The 18,478-nt window shown below is 50.2% G+C and carries 15 protein-coding genes; 9 read left to right on the plus strand and 6 right to left on the minus strand.

Translation table 11 applies throughout. The annotated features are described in order from the left end of the window. Nucleotides 1-21 precede the first annotated feature (21 nt). Nucleotides 22-582, minus strand: a complete 561-nt coding sequence (locus tag AB6805_RS16435; RefSeq protein WP_370910523.1) for an AAA family ATPase — start codon at nt 580-582, stop codon at nt 22-24. A gap of 101 nt (nt 583-683) precedes the next feature. Between AB6805_RS16435 and AB6805_RS16440 the strand changes: the two genes are divergently transcribed. Then, nucleotides 684-2,009, plus strand: a complete 1,326-nt coding sequence (locus AB6805_RS16440) for a sensor histidine kinase (protein ID WP_370910524.1) — start codon at nt 684-686, stop codon at nt 2,007-2,009. 4 nt (nt 2,010-2,013) lie between these two features. Here AB6805_RS16440 and AB6805_RS16445 read toward each other — a convergent pair whose 3' ends face one another. After that, complete coding sequence (locus AB6805_RS16445; RefSeq protein WP_370910525.1) at nt 2,014-2,367, minus strand: winged helix-turn-helix transcriptional regulator; 354 nt, start codon at nt 2,365-2,367, stop codon at nt 2,014-2,016. A gap of 133 nt (nt 2,368-2,500) precedes the next feature. On the opposite strand from AB6805_RS16445, the gene AB6805_RS16450 reads away from it, so the two are divergent. Both AB6805_RS16450 and AB6805_RS16455 read left to right on the plus strand, forming a co-directional pair. Continuing rightward, a complete protein-coding gene (locus tag AB6805_RS16450) occupies nt 2,501-3,394 on the plus strand; it encodes an NAD(P)-dependent oxidoreductase (protein ID WP_370910526.1) in 894 nt (297 codons plus the stop codon). Between the two features lie 101 nt (nt 3,395-3,495). Continuing rightward, nucleotides 3,496-4,632, plus strand: a complete 1,137-nt coding sequence (locus AB6805_RS16455; protein WP_370910527.1) for an FG-GAP repeat domain-containing protein — start codon at nt 3,496-3,498, stop codon at nt 4,630-4,632. Between the two features lie 63 nt (nt 4,633-4,695). Here the strand turns inward: AB6805_RS16455 and AB6805_RS16460 are convergent, their stop codons facing one another. Then, on the minus strand, nt 4,696-4,920 hold the full coding sequence (locus AB6805_RS16460; RefSeq protein ID WP_370910528.1) for a hypothetical protein: 225 nt from the start codon (nt 4,918-4,920) through the stop codon (nt 4,696-4,698). Between the two features lie 122 nt (nt 4,921-5,042). On the opposite strand from AB6805_RS16460, the gene AB6805_RS16465 reads away from it, so the two are divergent. The 4 genes from AB6805_RS16465 (at nt 5,043) to AB6805_RS16480 (ending at nt 9,427) form a co-directional block, all read left to right on the plus strand. Continuing rightward, nucleotides 5,043-5,522 carry an inorganic diphosphatase gene (locus AB6805_RS16465; protein WP_370910529.1) on the plus strand — a complete coding sequence of 160 codons (480 nt, stop codon included), beginning with the start codon at nt 5,043-5,045 and terminating at the stop codon, nt 5,520-5,522. After that, nucleotides 5,519-6,010 carry a DUF421 domain-containing protein gene (locus tag AB6805_RS16470; protein WP_370910530.1) on the plus strand — a complete coding sequence of 164 codons (492 nt, stop codon included), beginning with the start codon at nt 5,519-5,521 and terminating at the stop codon, nt 6,008-6,010. The genes AB6805_RS16465 and AB6805_RS16470 overlap by 4 nt, the downstream gene beginning before the upstream one ends. Before the next feature lie 111 nt (nt 6,011-6,121). Continuing rightward, nucleotides 6,122-8,719, plus strand: a complete 2,598-nt coding sequence (locus tag AB6805_RS16475; RefSeq protein WP_370910531.1) for a PAS domain S-box protein — start codon at nt 6,122-6,124, stop codon at nt 8,717-8,719. Nucleotides 8,720-8,911: 192 nt separating this feature from the next. Continuing rightward, the gene (locus AB6805_RS16480; protein ID WP_370910532.1) at nt 8,912-9,427 is read left to right on the plus strand and encodes a hypothetical protein; all 516 of its coding nucleotides are present in this window, start codon (nt 8,912-8,914) and stop codon (nt 9,425-9,427) included. 6 nt (nt 9,428-9,433) lie between these two features. Here the strand turns inward: AB6805_RS16480 and AB6805_RS16485 are convergent, their stop codons facing one another. From AB6805_RS16485 to bla, 3 genes are all read right to left on the minus strand, one after another. Next, nucleotides 9,434-11,782 (minus strand): ABC transporter permease, encoded by a 2,349-nt coding sequence (locus AB6805_RS16485; RefSeq protein ID WP_370910533.1) that lies wholly within the window; start codon nt 11,780-11,782, stop codon nt 9,434-9,436. A 121-nt stretch (nt 11,783-11,903) separates the two neighbouring features. Continuing rightward, entirely contained in the window at nt 11,904-14,378 is a 2,475-nt protein-coding gene (locus AB6805_RS16490; protein WP_370910534.1) for a YfhO family protein, read from the minus strand. Nucleotides 14,379-14,471: 93 nt separating this feature from the next. Then, the gene (gene bla, locus AB6805_RS16495; RefSeq protein WP_370910535.1) at nt 14,472-15,197 is read right to left on the minus strand and encodes a BlaB/IND/MUS family subclass B1 metallo-beta-lactamase; all 726 of its coding nucleotides are present in this window, start codon (nt 15,195-15,197) and stop codon (nt 14,472-14,474) included. Nucleotides 15,198-15,320: 123 nt separating this feature from the next. Between bla and AB6805_RS16500 the strand changes: the two genes are divergently transcribed. Together AB6805_RS16500 and AB6805_RS16505 are read left to right on the plus strand one after the other, a co-directional pair. Further along, complete coding sequence (locus AB6805_RS16500; protein ID WP_370910536.1) at nt 15,321-16,136, plus strand: serine O-acetyltransferase; 816 nt, start codon at nt 15,321-15,323, stop codon at nt 16,134-16,136. Nucleotides 16,137-16,229: 93 nt separating this feature from the next. Further along, complete coding sequence (locus AB6805_RS16505; RefSeq protein WP_370910537.1) at nt 16,230-18,290, plus strand: TonB-dependent receptor; 2,061 nt, start codon at nt 16,230-16,232, stop codon at nt 18,288-18,290. Nucleotides 18,291-18,478 lie beyond the last annotated feature (188 nt).

Consider the following 18,478-nt stretch of genomic DNA (forward strand, 5'->3'; position numbering starts at 1 on the left):
AGATAATATTTTTATGGTTGTTTATAAAGGAAGATGCAGGGTGCTATCCAGTATAAATGCCGCCCTTTCCGCCACGGTGGTTTCGGGGAGCTGAACCAGCTTATATTCCAGCCGGCTGTATACTTTTATCATGCTTTCATAAGTTTGCACGGCTACCTCAAAAGATTGTTTACGTTCCTTATCGTGTTCATAAATGGCTTTCCACGGAGGGGTGAGGAATACGGTTGGATGGTACCGGTATAAGGCGGCGGCACGCTCCATTTCTTCCGGAACGGGCAGGCCGCATAGTTCAAGGTAACCGATGGTATCCGCAATGCCCCGGTCGAAAAAAACGGGGCGGCCGGCGGCTGGCTGTTCCAGGTAATCCTGCAGAGACTGCTCAAACATCAGCCAGGCAAATGCCTGCCGGTTGGCCCAGGGCAATGCTTGTCCGCCGGCAGCTACCTGTTGCCGGATAATTTCCCGGCCCGTTTCCGGAACGGTGATATGTCCCTGTTCACGCAGCACCGCTATGATAGCGGTTTTGCCCATGCCGGGCCCACCCGTGACGATAAAAAAGTGATCTCGTACTTTTTTGTTCATCTTAATAAATTAAAAAAATAAATAATTGGATTAAAGGAAGTGGGGAGAGGGGTAAAAAAATATTCCGCCGACAAACGTTATAAAGTATCTTTACGGCATCTATGCTGCAGGGAGTCAAGCAATTTCTATACCGTTCAGCCGAATATCACTGGAACAACATCGTGAATGTTGGTGTGCATCCTGCTATGCCCTATATAGAATCCAGGCGCACAAAATTATTGAATTTATTGTCATTGCCCTGTATTCCTTTCATGTTTTTTTATTGCATCTTAAATACGATCCAGGGCAGGTATATATTGGCGGGCCTGAATGCTATTACCACCACTACTTCCGTGCTGGTACTGATATTCCATAAGTACCGGATGTATCTCAGCGCAAGGATAGTGCTGATCTGTATCAGCATCCTGATCTATACGTTTACCGGTGTTTATTTTCATAACGGGGCGGAATATTTTTTATTGAACATTCTTTTTATCGTGATCCTGATTTACGATAACAAATGGATAGTGGGGAGCCTGAGCGTGCTGGTGATCACGGCTTTTATGCTGATTATATTTATGCCGCGGTCGTGGTACCTGGCGCCACCGGTGCCGGTGGAAAGGGTATGGTGGAACGTGGCGGTGGCATTATTATTTGTAGTGGTGGCGCTTAGCTTTTTTAAGTATATCCAGGCGGACTACCAGCAGGAAATTGAGCAGCAGCGACAGGCATTAGTATCGATGAACAAGGATAAGGAAAAACTTTTTTCTATTGTGGCGCATGATATCCGCAGTCCGCTGGCTACACTGGAAAGCCTGCTGGACATGTTCCGGAAAGGACAATATCCCCGCGAGGACATGGAGGAAGCGGCAGACGTGCTGCACAAAAAAGTATCGCAGCTGGGTGTTACGCTCGATAACGTATTACGCTGGAGTACCCGCAGCATGAAGGGGATCCAAACCCGGCCCCGGCATTTTTTACTGGCGCCCGTAGTAACAGAAGTACTTCATTTTTTTGAACTGATCATACAGCAAAAACAAATTACAGTAGAATTGCAGATACCCGTAACTACGGCTTTGTATGCGGACCGCGACCAGGTGTCGGTGATCCTCCGGAATCTTTTCAGCAATGCGCTGAAATTTAGTTATACCGGCGGGCAGATAGAAGTAACGGCGCTGATAGCAGAGGATGTGGTGATTACTATTACCGATCACGGTGTGGGCATGTCGCCGCAGCAACTCAGCACCCTGTTCACTTCCCACCAGCATCCGAAGTACGGTACAGATGGTGAACGTGGCACGGGCCTCGGCTTATTGCTCTGCGGGGAGTTTGCGGCCCAGAATGGGGGCACTATTAAAGTAGCAAGTTTGCCCGAAAGCGGCACCAGCTTTACCCTGCATTTTGCCAAAGGGGATTTTTCCCCGGAAGACGAGGCAGCTTTCAATTAATACATTATTGCAGGGCTTCCTGCATGCGGATCACGTGCTCCCGGTTATTGAGTCCCCATTGATCAATAGCTACCACCACCGGGAGGATACTTTCTCCTACAGCAGTGAGGTAATATTCCACTTTCAGCGGGATGCCCGGAAAGATCTTTTTGCATACCATTCCATACTCTTCCAGTTCGCGCAGCTGCATATTGATCACCCTCGGGGCGGCGGTATTGATAGCGGCATGCAGCTCACTCGGCCTGCGGATACCTTTGCTGATACTGTCCAGGATACAGGCTTTCCATTTGCCGCTCAGTACTTTCATGCTCACATTAATACCGCATTCCAGGTCTTCAGGTATTTTTCTCTCGTACATATACAGGTATTTATTCCACAATTTTAAAGAATTATTGGCGGACGGGGAATAAAGATTCCCGCAGGGAATAATTATTCCCTTATTTTTTCTCTGCGCTGTTCTGTGGAAGTTTGTGTTATAAAATGCTGAATGTATGACACAAACAATTAAGCAAGGAAGCGCAGTTACCGTTATTGGTTTAGGCGCGATGGGTATTACGCTGGCACAGCTTTTACTGGCGGCAGGATACAAAGTAACCGTATGGAACCGCAGCCCGGAAAAAGCAGCGGCGCTCATTACGGAGGGAGCGGTGCTGGCGCCGGATGCCGCATCGGCCATTGCTGCAAGCCCCGTTACGGTGATCTGCGTATACAATCACGCCGTTACAATGGACATACTCGATACACCACCCGTACGAAGCGCCATTGCCGGCCGTACTTTATTACAGCTTACAACTATCAGTCCGGCGGAAGCACGCTTTACCGCCACCTGGGCCAGTGATAACGGGGCCGCCTATATGAATGGCGCTATCCAGGCAGCCCCGTCGCAAATGGGCCGGCCGGATACGCCGATCCTGGTTTCGGGAGCAGAAAGTACCTACACGTTGCTTACGCCCGTGCTACAGGTATTTGGCGGCGGCCTCTCTTATCTTGGTGCGGCTATTGGCGCTGCGCCCACGATGGACCTGGCCACCTTATCGTATATCTACGGATCGGCGATCGGTTTCCTGCACGGGGTACGGATCACGGAATCGGAGGGCCTGGGAGTAGACCAGTATGCTGCCATTGTAGCTGGCATTACGCCCACCTTTGGCGACTTCCTCCTGCATGAAGGCAATATGATCCATACCAATAATTTCCAGGTAACGGAGAGCCCTATGCGAATTTCCATAGAAGCCACGGCGCGGCTGGAAGCCACCGCCCGTGAAGCTGGTATCAATACTGCGTTCCCGGCCTTTGCTTCCGCGTTGTTTAAGAAAGCAGCGGCAGCGGGTTATGCAGATGAAGAAGTGGCGGCACTGATCAAAGTACTGCGTAATCCTGCCTGAGCGGTTACCAGCGGGGATATTTCCTGATCCATCAGGACACTACAGGATAGTTTATTACAGGTATTCATTATCTTGTTCTATTCCACGTTTAACTGTTCGATATGAAAAAATACCTTGTTCCTGTTGCTGGATTATTGTTATTCACTGCAGTGGTTTCCGCCCAATCTGCCAAAGGGCCTGCGCCCCTGAAGTTTGAAAAGCGGCAGATCGCTGCTGAAAGCTATGAATCGGTCGCCGTGATGGATGTGAACAACGACAAGATCCCCGACCTGGTATCCGGTGCTTACTGGTATGAAGGACCGGCTTACTTCAAGCGTCATTATATTGGACCGGTAAAGCAGTTTGGCGAATACTGGGATGACTTCTCCACCATTCCTTTTGATGTAAACGGCGATGGCCGCATGGACTACGTGACCGGCGGCTGGTTTGGGAAAACGCTGGTATGGAAGGAGAACCCGGGGAACGACAATGAATGGAAAGAACACGTGATCGCCACTCCCGGCAATATTGAAACCACCCGCGCATGGGACCTGGATGGCGACGGTATTCCCGAAATAATTCCCAATACGCCGAATGATCCGCTGGTGGTATATCATTATACCAAAGGCAGTGCAGCATTTACGGCGCATACAATACTGGACCGCAAATCGGGCCATGGCCTGGGCAGCGGGGATATTAACGGTGACGGACGTACGGACCTGGTGGTGCCGGAAGGCTGGGTAGAAGCGCCGGCATCGCCTTATAGTGCTGCATGGATTTTCCATCCGGAGTTTAACCTTGGCACGGCCAGCGTGCCGGTAATAGTAGCCGATGTAAACAAGGATGGATTGCCTGATCTTATAGCAGGGCAGGGGCATGATTATGGGCTCGACTGGTACGAGCAAAAGAAGGACAGCAAAACAAATAAGCGGCTATGGATCAAACATGCTATTGATCCTTTCAATTCGCAATATCATACCATGCTGTGGGAAGATATCGATGGTGATGGGGAGCCGGAGCTGATCACCGGAAAGCGTTACCGTGCGCACAATGATCATGACCCGGGTTCCGATGATCCCTGCGGTATCTATTATTTTAAATGGAACGGCGCTTCTTTCACCAAACAGGTGATCAGCTATGGATCAAAAGGAGCGGGGTTATATTTTGTGACGCATGATCTTACGGGATCCGGCAAAAAAGATGTGATCGTCGCCGGCAAAGATGGATTGTTCATCTTTTATAATAAAGGAAACCAGTGATCAGCATCTCTGTAAAAATACTGCCTGCAAGATAAGCAGGCAGTATTTTTTTTTAAATAAAGTTCAGGAATTATGTTTCGCCAGCCAGTTCTCAATGGCGGCCCCAATATTAGCGGTGAGGGAAGTTTCATTATCCTTGCCCTGTTCAAACCAGTGGTTAGCTCCTTCATTGTCCTGCCTTTTTTCCACGTAAATAGTTTTTTCAGGAAGACGAACGATAAACACATCTTCGTCGCGGCGCGTAACCCCGGTTTCGTGATTGCCGAGTTGTATGTTAAAGGTATCCATGTCGCAAAGTTTATCTTTTGCGGTACAATCATTATGCCTTATGTGGGTTGGTTGGTCCTTTTTTTGTTTCTTCGCAGCTGAGTCCTCTTTATCCTATTTAACCAGACCAACAAAATGTGCGTATGATCATTAAAGAGTTACCTGTTGTCATTGAAACTCCGAGAGGGAGTAGTGAAAAATACGATTTCGACCCTGCATCGCGGTTTTTTGTACTCAGTAAAATATTACCCGCCGGTATGGTTTTCCCATATGATTTTGGTTTTATCCTGGGAACCAAAGGGGCTGATGGAGATCCACTGGACGTGATGGTGATCTCTGAGTTTAAAAGCTTTCCCGGCTGCATGATCAAATGCCGTTTGCTGGGCGCTATCAAAGCAGAGCAGAAGGAAAGGGATGGCGCCATTGTCCGGAACGACCGTTACATAGCGGTGCCGGTGGTATCCAAGTTATATAAAGGAGTGGATGCGGTGTCGGCGCAAACCATCCGGGAAATAGAGCTTTTCTTTATTACCTATAATGAGCAGGAAGGAAAACAGTTTACGCCACTTGGATATATAGAAGCAGCTCCTGCTTATGAGCAAATAAAATTTCCTGAAAAATGAATGCCGCGGCTAACCTGTGGGGACAAGGCGATCAGTTAAATGTGCTGCAGATGTCTGTCAGGGCGGTAGCCATGTATTTTGTTGCCCTGACCCTCATCCGGTTGGGAGGGATGCGCATTTTTGGGAAGAAATCCGCTTTCGACACGATTATTGTAATTATGATGGGAGCAGTGCTGGCCAAGGTGATTGTGGGCGCCTCGCCGTTTTTAGGTACCGTAGCCGCCGCCGCTGTGATGGTGGCTATCAACCGGAGCCTGGCCTGGATCTCTTTGAAAAGCAATATGATCAACCGCCTGGTAAAAGGAAAGCCGCTGCTGCTATATGATGCAGGAGAAATTAAATGGGAGAATATGAATAAGGCGTGTTTGAGTAAATCCGATCTCATGGAGAGCCTGAGACTGGAAACACTGAAGGCCTCGCTTGCTGAAATAGAGCAGGCATATATGGAAACGAACGGAAGGATCAGTTTTATAATGAAGCCGGAATAGATGATGATTGTGCATTTTATTACACGGTTTTATAGTTGATTGTGGAATTTTAATGGCATCCCCATCTTACGAATCAACCAGTAGATATTTTAGGATTATATATTTTGTACAATGATAAATGCCCCGACAAAGGCAACTTTAGGTGAACCGGCTGCGGCGTCAGATAAGTTTCCCTCCGGTGGAGGTGAAACGGGTGAGCTGATCCGTTCTTTTAACTGGACAGATACTCCCCTTGGGCCGGCAGATCATTGGTCGCAAAGTTTAAAGACCTGTATCCAGATTTTACTCTCCTCCGTGCAACCCATGCTGTTATGCTGGGGTAACGAAAGCATTTTTATTTATAATGATGCCTGCCGGGAATTACTTGGCAGCCAGCATCCATTGTCCATGGGACAACCGGCAGCAACGGTATGGCCTGCCTTGTGGTCGGCCACTGATGCGGCGGTAACAGCTCCACAGCTACAGCTGATGCGGCCGGATGGCAGTTGCTACCAGTTTAATGGTATGCCTGTAAGAGACGATTCCGGCGATACCGGCCTCCTGTTCATGGGGGCAGCCCTGCATAACGGCAAGGCGCCTACGTTTGTTAAAACAGATCTGGGCAATTTCACCAGGACACTCCTGGAGCAGGTAGAACCGGTGATCCGGGAAGGAGGATTAACCCTTGTTATTAACCTGGATATTGTTCCGGAAGATATTTATATAGACAGGGACATCTGGGAACAGATCCTGTTGTCGTTGCTCACTAACGCGATCAGCTATACGTTGAAGGGTGGAGTGGCCGTGAGGCTAAGGCAGGAGGGCAACCAGGTATTGCTTTCCATAGCAGATACGGGTATCGGCATTACGCCCGGCCTGTTGTCTGAAATCAACGCTGCATTGCAGGGGCCGCCCCGGAACCGCCGGGGCCTGACCGTAGCCAATGAAGGCATTCTTCTGCACGGCGGGGAGTTGCAGATCAGCAGTATTCCCGGCGAGGGAAGCACGTTTACCGTGTCTGTTCCGGTGGGTTATGCGCACTTACCTGCTGCGCAGGTGGTTCGCAGCGCTACCCCGGTACACAAGGCCTATCATGGTTACCTGCCGTACATGGCTGCAGAGATGCGGCTCTGCCGGGAAAAGCTCCAGCAGCAAGGTGCGGGGTTGCATTACCGGCAATTGCTGGAGGCATTGCCCGCCGCTGTATATACCTGTGATAAGGAAGGCCGCGTACTCCTTTATAATACAGCTGCCGTTACACTGTGGGGCCGGGCGCCCGTTGCAGGAGTAGACATGTGGTGCGGTTCCTGGAAAATATACGACCCCGACGGCGTTACTCCCATTGACCTGGATAGCTGCCCGATGGCAGAGGCCATCAAAGGCGCCGTGCCGGTGAGAGGGAAGTTGATCATGATAGAAAGACCCGATGGCTCCAGGCGCATCATCCAGCCATACCCCGACCCGATTTTTGACAGCGCCGGCAATCTGCAAGGTGCAGTGAATATGCTGGTAGATATTACCGATCAGAAAACCGCGGAAGAATATGTATCCAGGCTGGCCGCCATCGTGGAAAATTCAGATGATGCCATTATCAGTAAAACGCTGGATGGTGTGATCACCAGCTGGAACCCCGGCGCAGAAAGGTTGTTCGGGTATACTGCCGCAGAAATGAAAGGGGAACTCATCACCCGCATTATCCCGGAAGACAGACTGGACGAAGAAACCCGGATCATTGAGCAGCTCAGATCGGGCAACAGGGTAGATCATTTTGAAACAAAGCGCGTCACCAAAGACGGGCAACTGCTGGATATTTCCCTGACCATCTCTCCGATAAAAGACCTGCGGGGAAATGTAATCGGCGCATCCAAAATAGCCAGGGATATTACACAGCAAAAGAGATTATTCGAGGCGCTCCAGGAAAGTGAAGCCCAGTATATGCAGCTGGCCATTAAGCTGGAGGCCATGGTGGAACTGCGAACCAAAGAACTGGTGGAAGCAAACTTCTATCTCGAAAAATCAAACCGCGAACTCGAACAGTTTGCCTATGTAACCAGCCACGATTTGCAGGAACCCCTCCGGAAGATCCACACTTTTGCAGGGATGCTGTATAACGTGAACAAAGATATCCTTTCGGAAACATCGCGGATGTACATTGAGAAAGTAATGCAAAGCGCCAAACGGATGTCGCTCCTGATCAGTGAACTGCTGGATTACTCCCGGCTGGTGCACGTAAAAGATCCGTTTGTGGAAACAGATCTCAACGAAATACTGAAAAATGTACTGACGGATTTCGAAGTGGTGATCGGTCAGCATGAAGTTACCATTGACGCAAAAGAACTGCCCAGGCTTACCGTAAGCCCGCTGCAGATGAACCAGCTGTTTCATAACCTCATCGGTAACGCTATTAAGTTTTTGTCGCCCGGAAGAAAGCCGGTGATCAACATTTACGCGGAGCCGCTCAGCGCTGCCGACGCAGTGGCATTACCGGATCTGGACCCGGGCAGAACCTACTGCACCATTACAGTTTCGGATAATGGTATCGGGTTCGACCAGATTTATGCCGATAAAATCTTCCAGATCTTTCAACGGTTAAACGACCGTACTACCTATGAAGGAACAGGAATAGGGCTGGCCCTGTGTAATAAAATCGTACTGAATCATAAAGGAGGAATTTATGCGAACGGTGTACCGGATAAGGGCGCTGATTTTAAAGTGATCCTGCCAATGTAAAGGTGCCCGATCTGTTGTGTTTTTGTTAATTGTGTTTCTTTTCTGAAGAAAGGAGGGCTATTGCCGGTCGCTGATTTTTTCAGGAACATTTCCTGCTGTACTTTTGCAGCAGTTACAACTTTTCTTTTTCCTCTTTTGTTTTTCATAGTACGAATTGTTACCGATTTATCCTGCCATTAAAACTGCCCTGCAATGAGAGAGAAATTAATCAGCTTACTAATTGATCCGGACCGCGACCGGCGTAACCAGTTTTACCTTGCGCTGGACCTCCTGAATGTGAGCAAGGCCTGCATTGCGCAGGATAACACCAGCAAAGCGCTGGACTATTTTAAGAAGCACCCCGGCCTTGTCCCGGATTACATTTTCTTAGACAGCCTGTTACCTTCAGATGAAACGCCTCATTTTTTGCGTGAGCTGAGAAAGATCAAACGCCTGAAACAGGTGCCGGTTATCTGGTATGCAGCTTCTTTTGAACCCGATCAGCAACAGGCGATCAGGGAAGCAGGATTTGCTGCCGGTTTGGCTAAACAGAGCGATCTGTACAGACTGAAAGGAAATCTCCAGGTGCTCTTCCAGAGTGAGCTGCAGGAAACCGTTATACCGGATGAAACATCTGCTGCCACCCGCTTTAAGATGAAGATGAAAGAGATGTTACTGCAAACCCAGTCGTTGCTGGAAGCGCCGGAACATCTGCTTACCCACTCCTGATTTATTTTATTCCGATTGCAATGCCTTTACAGGATTGGCCATCGCAGCTTTCGTACCCTGGTAGCTGATGGTCAGTAATGCAATGACCGCAGTAAGTATGCCTGCCGCCGCGAACATCCACCATTGCAGTGATATGCGGTAATCTATATTGCGCAGGGCGGCCTGCATGGCCAGCACCGCCAGCGGCACCGTAATCACAAAGGCAATGAATACCGGTTTCAGGAATTCTTTGGCGAGCATATACCAGATCCGGCCTACACTGGCGCCCATAATTTTACGGATACCGATTTCTTTGCTGCGCCGTTCTGCGAGGTAGGTAGATAAACCAAATAATCCCAGGCAGGAGATCAGGATAGCGAGACTGCTGGTCCAGTTGAACATGAAGCCCGACGAACGCACGCCGTTGAACATTTTCTGATAGGCCTCTTTGGTGAAGCTGAATTCAAAAGGAAATTCTGGATTACTTTTTTTGAGAGCCGCTTCTATTTTGGCAAGGGCTGTTTCCGGGTGATCTGTTTTACGGAGCCGCACAAAAATATGACTTACAGGACCGTTGCCTAAATAGATGACCAGCGGTGGCGCGGCCTGGTAAGGGTTATTAATTACAAAGTCTTTCACCACCCCGATGATCGGATTAGTGCCGAGTAACGTACCCACCACCGGTTCTTTCAATCCCATTTTCTTTACTGCGGCTTCATTCACCAGGCACCCGGTGGAATCGCTGCCATACTCGGGGCTGAAATCGCGTCCTGCGGCCAGTTGCAGCCCGGCAGTTTTTACCCAGTCGTATTTCACCCAGGTAATATTAACAGGGAAATTCTGATCCGCTGTTTTCCCCGGCCAGGCAATACCATCGGTGGCGCCGCCAAACCGCAGCAGGTCGTCTGTACCGGCAGACACGTTTTCTATTTCAGGAATACGCAGCAGATCTTCCTGCAGCAGGTTATACTTGTTAGCCATTTCGCCGCGGGCGGGTATTTCCAGGAGATTATCCTGGTTGTAACCCACCGGCCGGTTTTCGCCGTATTGCAACTGCCGGTATATCACGATGGTGGAGATAATGAGAAAAATAGAGATGATAAACTGGAAGGTGACCAGGCTTTTCCGGAATAGCCCGCCGCCACGATTGGTGGATATCACGCCCTTCAATACTTTTACAGGCCGGAAGCTGCTGAGGAAAAAGGCCGGATAACTACCCGCAACGAGGCCGGTGAACAGGAGCAGCAATAATATCCCTGTCCATACCTGCCAGTTCATAAAATCGAGGTGGATATTTTTGCCGGATACGCTGTTGAGGCCCGGCAGCGCCAGTTTCACCAGCAATATACCCAGGAGCAAGGCGCCAAAGGTGATGATCAGCGCTTCTATGAGAAATTGAAAGATGATGGTGATGCGGGAGGCGCCAAGCGCTTTTCTTACGCCTACTTCCCTGGCGCGGCGTTCTGCACGTGCCGTGGAAAGGTTCATAAAATTAATACACGCAATCAGTAAAATAAAAAGGCCGATGGTGCCCAGCAGCATCATGATCTCTATCCGGCCGCCGCTGGGCTCACCATTTCTGAAACCACCGTGCAGGTGCAGCGCGGTGAAGGGATAAGCAAACAGGTAGCTGGTACTATCCGTGGTACCTGTGAGCCTTGCCTTCTTCAGCTTTTTGTTAAAGCCATCCACGCCGCTTCCCGGTTGCAACAGCGCAAAGCTGCCAACACGGTAATTGTCCCAGCGGTTGATCCAGTCGGCATTCTCCAGTTCATAAAGGCGGAAGGGGAGTACTACGTCGAATTGAATGGAACTGTTTTCCGGTGCATCGCGGATCACCGCTGCTACCCGGAGGTGATGCTGATTATTATGTTTAACAATACTGCCAATAGGGTCTTTGTCGCCAAACAGCCTGTGGGCAGCACTTTCCGAAAGTATGATGGCGCCGGGGTCCTGAAGGGCGGCAACCGGGTTACCGGATATAGCCGGGAAAGTAAAGATGTTGAAGTAGTCAGGATCTACATACACGCTTTGCTGGTAAATACTTTTCTTACCGGTGCTGAGCAGTTGCTGCCCGCCATAAACCTGGCGCGTAGTATATTTTACTTCGGGGAACTCCCGTTTTATTTTCTCTGCCAGTGGCGCCGGTGTAACGTCGCCAGTAAACCACCGGCCTTCGTGGTACTGATTATTCATCAGCAGATGAATGTCCGTATTATGCTGGTGGAAGGAATCATAACTGACTTCCCCATGGATCCACAACAGGATGATGATGCCGGTAGCCAAACCAATGGAGAGGCCCCCTATATTAATAAGGGTGGAGAGTTTGTTTTTAAGGAGATTTCTCCAGCCGTGCCTGCAATAATTTTTGAACATAGCGGATAGTTTTGGGTGGAGAACGGGGTTCTCCTTTATTCCCTAAAAATAACTGCCCGCATGAATCCTTTATTTACAATGTGACAGAAGTCTTGTTTGCTGTGATGAAAATAGTGTTGTGTTATGTGGTGGCCTGCTTCCTCCATGCCAGGATAAATCCTGCCGCTACCGCTATCAGTAATCCGATAGAGGATATCGTGGAGATCTTTCTTCCGAGGAAGAAGGTGGCCGGTTCAAACCGGAATACAATTTCATGTTTTCCTGCCGGTACCACGAGGCCACGCAGGGCATAGTTCACCCGGAGGATAGGTGTTTCCTTTCCGTCGATAAAGGCTTTCCAACCGGCAGGGTAATAAATATCGGAGAACACGCCGAGGCCCGCCCCGGTATTCACAGCAGTATATTTCAGTTCGTTGAGACCATATTTATCCAGAACGATGCGCGCATTACTGTCGGCCGCAGGTGTGAAGGCGCCGGTGGTTTGCTGAAAGCGCTGGTCAATGATCACGGTATCTGCCGGGTTAAAATGATCGAGTGCTTTCATTTCTGCGTTGGCGTTGGGCGCCCATTGGATGGCTTTTACAAACCAGGCGTTGCCCAGGGCGCCGGGGTTGCGTTGGGCCACCGGCTGACCGCTCCGCTGATCGGGCACAATAAAGTAGCGGGCGTTCAGCATGTTGAACACGGCCATATTGTTTTTGGTGAGCTGGTGTTGGATCAGGTCTTCATAGATCCAGAGCTTCGCCGGGCTCTGGCCGCCTATGGATTTATGAAAGTAGCTGGTATTGGCATCGAGGAAAGGATTGGTGGTAGCGTTGAGCACCCGGTAATACGGATCTTTATCGCGCAGGATCATTTCATCTGCCGGGGATGGGGCAATATAGTTTTCCAGTTGGGACACTTCCATGAAGCTGTCTTCATTAAGATAACTTTTATCCACCTGGAAAAGATCGAAGAGTACTGCAAAGGCGATGATGCCTGTTGCGTATACCGGTTTTAATTTTTCTTTCAGGGAGAACCAGAGGGCGGCAAAGGCGATCAGCATAAACACCAGTGCGCGGATGCCATCGGCCCGCAGGATGCTGCTACGGTCCTGTTTGAGGGCATTCAATAACCTGGCTGCGGGAATTTCGCCTCCCAGCATTTGTGTATACCGCGCAAGAATGTTACTGTCGTTGGGGCCATTGAAGGCATATACCACACTGCCGCCAATGGCCAGCAGTAATACCAGGCCGCCGGTTACATACAGCGTCATTTTGAGATGTTGTTCGAGCCAGGCTTTTGTCTGCTTGCCATATAATAACTCCTGTAAAGCCCAGCATGCGAGGATCACCATTGTTACCTGGGGAATCACCAGCGCCATGGTAGGCGCGCGGAACTTGCTGTATAACGGAAGATGATAAAAGAGGAAGTTGTTCAGTTCCGGGAAGTTGGCGCCCCAGCTGAGGAGGATGCCGATGATGGTGGCGGCTATCAGCCACCATTTATGCCAGCTGTGAACGATGAACAGGCCAAGCACAAACAGGAAGCAGATGATCACGCCGATGTAAACGGGGCCACCGGTGAAAGGCTGGCCGCCCCAGTATAGTTGCCACGACGGACGCTCCACGGCTTCCGCTGCTTTTGCCGGCGGCACGCCGATATCGGTGAGGGTTTGATAAACATGCGAGCTGGTCGACAGTTTCTCCGCAGTAGACCCGCCTACCAGGTGAGGCAACAGCATGGTAAAAGTTTCTCCTTTGCCGTAGCTCCATTGAAATGCATAGGCGATATCCAGGCCGCCGGATTTTTTGGCGGCTTTATCCGGCTGCGTTAACTCCGATTGGCTGCCCCGGATAGTATAGTTCGTATACTCTTTCATGATAAGCAGGTTATCCATGGAGGGCAGGATCGCCAGGATACCGGCTGCCAGTAATAGCAGGGAAGCTTTGAGAAACGCCGGCAGCTGCTTTTCGCGGAAGGCGTGTATGCCGGCGGCTACGGCTGCGCATAAGGCAATGATGCCGGTGTAATAAGTGATCTGCGGGTGGTTGTTGTAGATCATCACCGCTGCCGCCAGGGCAGTGAGACTTCCGCCGGCGAGGTATTGTTTGCGGTAGGCGAGGATGATGCCGCCCAGCACCGGCGCCATGTAGGCCATGCTCATTACCTTGGTGATATGCCCCGCGTCGATGCTGGTAATAGTGAAGGTGGCAAAGCCATAGGCGATAGCCCCGGTTATCCGTATCCAGTATTTAAACCCGAGTACACACAGCAGCACATACATGCCCATCATCAGCACAAAAAACATATCTATCGGGTTGGGGAGGTATAAGGCAAACGCGCGGTTCAGGATGCCTACTTTATTGGTGGAGGGACCGGTGTAGATGACATAAGTAGGCATACCGCCAAACATGCTGTTGGTCCAAAGAGGAATATCGCCGGTAGCTTCATAGTAATCGGCCGCTTCTTTTTGCATGCCTTTGTAATGCATCATGTCCGATTGCAATAGTTGTTTGCCATCCAGTACGGGGCTGCAAAACACAAACGACAGGGTCACAAAAAGGATTAATGCGCCCAGGTGAGGCGTTAAAGCTTTAAACCATATATATTTCATATTATGCTGGTTTTCATATATTTTAGAAAGGATAATTAATGAGAATTTTAATTAATTTTCATCTTTACTTAAAGTTTTACTTTAAGTGTGCGTTTACAGGGAAAGGAGTTCTAATGTGCGGGAGAACATGGCGGCTGCGCTGTCGCGCCAGGCATCATGACCAGGGATGACATAAGCCGGGTTGCGGAATTGTTGTTTCACTCTTGCTACGCTGGCGGGCCATGCTTTTACGTTGCCATCGCCGGTATAACCGATATCTTTTGCCTTGCTGCTTTTAATAAAGCAGCCGCCGTACAATACTTTTGTGGCAGGGAACCAGGCAACGATATTATCTTTCGTATGTCCTTCACCGGGATAGTAAGTTTGTATTTTCACACCGCCTATATTAAAAGTGGTGTCTTTGGTAAATACATATTGCGCCTGTTTTTCTCCTTTGGCCTTGCACAACTCCAGGGTGGCAGTGCTGCTGTAGGTTTTTACGCCCAGTTTTTTGAAGAAGTCGAGACCGGCGGTTCTGTCTTCATGAAAATGCGTAACGATGCAGTAAGTAATTTTGCGGTGGTGCTTTTTCAGGATGCTGTCTGCCAGCTGCCGGGTTTGATCCACGCTCCAGGGCGTGTCCATTACTACCACGCCCTTTTTTGTTACCGCATACACGCCATTGGTAGGGTAGATCACATTTTTGAATTCTCCATAAGACGTATATACGTACAGGTTACCGGTGAGATGGGCGATGTTAATCCGGAACCTGCTGCTGTCCTGGGCAGATGTGACGCCTGCTGTCAGCAGGGCGCAGATAAAAGCAAAAACTGGTCTCATAAAAAACAGGATGAGCCGCAAAATTACATATTATCCCGGCCTGCTGCTTATTTTCTTCTTTTAAAACATTACCCTACTAATTTAGTAGATTATTCATATCTTACCGGTAAATCCCACACCCGTATGGATAACAAGCATACCCAAACATTAATCAGTTTACTCAGGAAAACGCATCATGCGGAGTGGGAAGCTACGCCGTCTGCCCAGGATGCCATTACCTGGCTGAATGACCTGGTTGGTTTTTTATTCCCGGGAAATCATCTCCCTAAGCAAACCTCCTATGAGGGCATCTTAAAAAAGAACCAGATAGACCTGGAGAATATCCTGCTCAGTTACCTCGATCCCCGCGAGGTACCTATAGAAGAAATTGTAAACGCCTTTTATAACTCATTGGGAACCATTTATCAGCACCTTCGCCAGGATGCTGCTAAAATACACGAATACGACCCGGCGGCCACCAGTGTGAACGAGGTAATTGTATCGTACCCGGGATTTTATGCCATCACGGTATACCGCATTGCCAACCGGCTAACGCAACTGGATATACCGGTATTGCCACGGATCATCAGTGAGTTTGCGCATGGCAAAACTGGGATCGATATTCATCCCAACGCTACCATCAGTGTACCCTTTATTATAGATCACGGCACGGGCATCGTGATTGGCGCCACCAGTATTATCGGCTCCAACGTGGTGATATACCAGGGCGTAACGCTGGGTGCGCTGCATGTAACGAAAGACCTGTCGGATGTAAAGAGGCATCCTACGGTGGAGGACAACGTGATCATTTATGCGCGCAGCACCATCCTGGGCGGCAATACCGTGATCGGGCAGGGCAGTATTATTGGCGGCAGCGTTTTTATCACGAAAAGTGTTCCGCCATATTCGCAGGTGTTCAATACCCACCAGGTGCGGATTACCACCAAAACAGGCGTATAACAGTTCCACACAAATAGCGGTTGCATTCGCAGAAATATTTATATCTTAAGCCGAAAGATGACCGTCTTCCGCGGCGGATAAAGAATTACTGACATGCGAATGAGCGTTTTGCCGGCAGGCATTTTATTAACCATGCTATCCTTTTCTCCGGGGCTAAAGGCCCAGCAGGACACCCTGCAGCAGTTGCCGGAGGTGGTGGTGCAATCCTATTATTCAAAAGCCTCGCTGCAGCGTGTGCCCACCGCCGTGAGTATCCTGTCGCCCGCCGACATGCAGCTTCAGCAGGGCGCTTCCCTGTTGCCCGCCATAAATACGGTGCCGGGTATACGAATGGAGGAGCGGTCGCCGGGCAGTTATCGTTTATCCATCAGGGGTAGTTTGCTCCGTTCTCCTTTTGGTATCCGGAATATTAAAATTTATGCAGATGATATCCCGCTGACCGATGCAGGAGGCAATACTTATCTCAATCTTATAGACGCCGACGCGATAAGCCGGGCGGAAATACTGAAGGGACCGGATGGCAGCCTGTTTGGCGCCAATTCCGGCGGGGTGGTGCGACTGGATCTTTTCCCGCCGCCGGCCGACACGCACCACCTGCAGGTGAACCTGCAGGGAGGCAGCTATGGCCTGTTTCATGGCAGTGCAGCCTGGCAGCAGCAATGGAAAAATTACCAGGTACAGGTATTCCAGGGATACCAGCGGGCAGATGGCTACCGGGAAAATACCGCCATGAAACGCTCTTATACCCAAACGGCCCAACGCTGGGAATACAAACCCGGCTACGCACTGAAGCTGCTGGCGTTTTACTCGGATTTGTCGTACCTCACGCCGGGAGGACTAACCCTGGCGCAGAGCGAGGCCAATCCCCGTGCCGCCAGACCCGGTACGCCCGCTACGCCGGGAGCGGTAGCACAAAAGGCCGGCATCTATAACCGTACTTTCCAGGGCGGACTGGTCCACGAAGCGCAGTTTACCCCACGGCTACAGCACGTGCTCTCGGTGTTCGGGGCCAACACCCATTTCGAAAATCCTTTTATCACCAACTATGAAGCGCGGGATGAAAATACCGCCGGCTTCCGCACCTACCTGCAATGGACCAACGATCCACAGCGCCCTTCCCCGTTCCAATGGAAATGGCTGAACGGCGCCGAGTGGCAGCAAACCACCACCGACGTGATCAATTATGGCAACAAGCAAGGCAAGCGCGACACGGTGATGGCCGCCGATAAACTAAAAGCAGATCAGTACTTTTTCTTTACCCGCTTCCAGGCCAATGTGAACGCATTTACCTTTGAGGCAGCCGCCAGTTTAAATTATTATGGTTACCGCTACAACAGCAACGGGCACACGAAAATCAACTTCACGCCGCAGCTAATGCCGCGCTTCTCGCTGTCGTACCTGTTTACGCCACAGGTAACGGGCCGTATTACGGTTAGCAGGGGCTATTCCCCGCCCGCTACGGCAGAAGTTCGTGCATCCGACAACGTAATCAACACGGCGCTGCAACCGGAAACCGGCTGGAACTATGAAGCCGGTGTACGCGCGGCTTCCCGCAACCATACGGCAACGATCGATGCGGCCTTCTTTTATTATAAAATGCAAAATGCCATTGTGCTCCGGCAGCACGACAATGGCGAGGAGTTTTTTACCAATGCCGGCGGTGTTCAGCAGAAAGGGATAGAGGTACAGGGCATGTGGTGGCTGATGAAGCCACGCAACAGCGGTGTGTTACGCGGCATCCGTTGGCAGGAAGGGTATACGCTGAGCGACTTCCGGTTTAACCATTATGTAAGCGCCGATGGGAAAGACTATTCGGGGAATGCACTCACCGGCGTGCCGCAGCATGTGCTGGTGAGCAGTTTGTTGTGGCAGTTCCCTGCGGCAGTGTCGTTATATGCGCAGCATACTTTTACCAGCAGCATACCGCTGAACGACGCCAACAGCGTATATGCCGGCGGCTATCATTTGCTGCAGGCCAATGTAAGCTGGAAACTGCCGCTGCGTTCGCGTTGCAACATCCGCTTGCGCGCGGGGGCCGACAACCTCCTGAACGTAAACTATAGCCTGGGCAACGATCTTAACGCCTTTGGCGGCCGTTATTACAATCCTGCCCCGGGAAGGAATTATTTCGGCGGCATCAGTATGCAGTTATAATAATGAAGTAGCTATTACCACAGATAATGCAGGGGAACAACATTCCGCTGCATTTTTTTTGTGCAGTTGGGGAAGATAATGACCGTAGTGTGAAGGGACATCCTCACGGGATCTTACTCCTGTGCAGCAGCTTCCGGTGCTGTGGCGTCAAAAAATCCTATGACAGCGGGGCCTGACGTTAACATCTG

It is taken from the genome of Chitinophaga sp. RCC_12 (assembly GCF_041360695.1).
In the GTDB taxonomy this organism is placed as follows: domain Bacteria; phylum Bacteroidota; class Bacteroidia; order Chitinophagales; family Chitinophagaceae; genus Chitinophaga.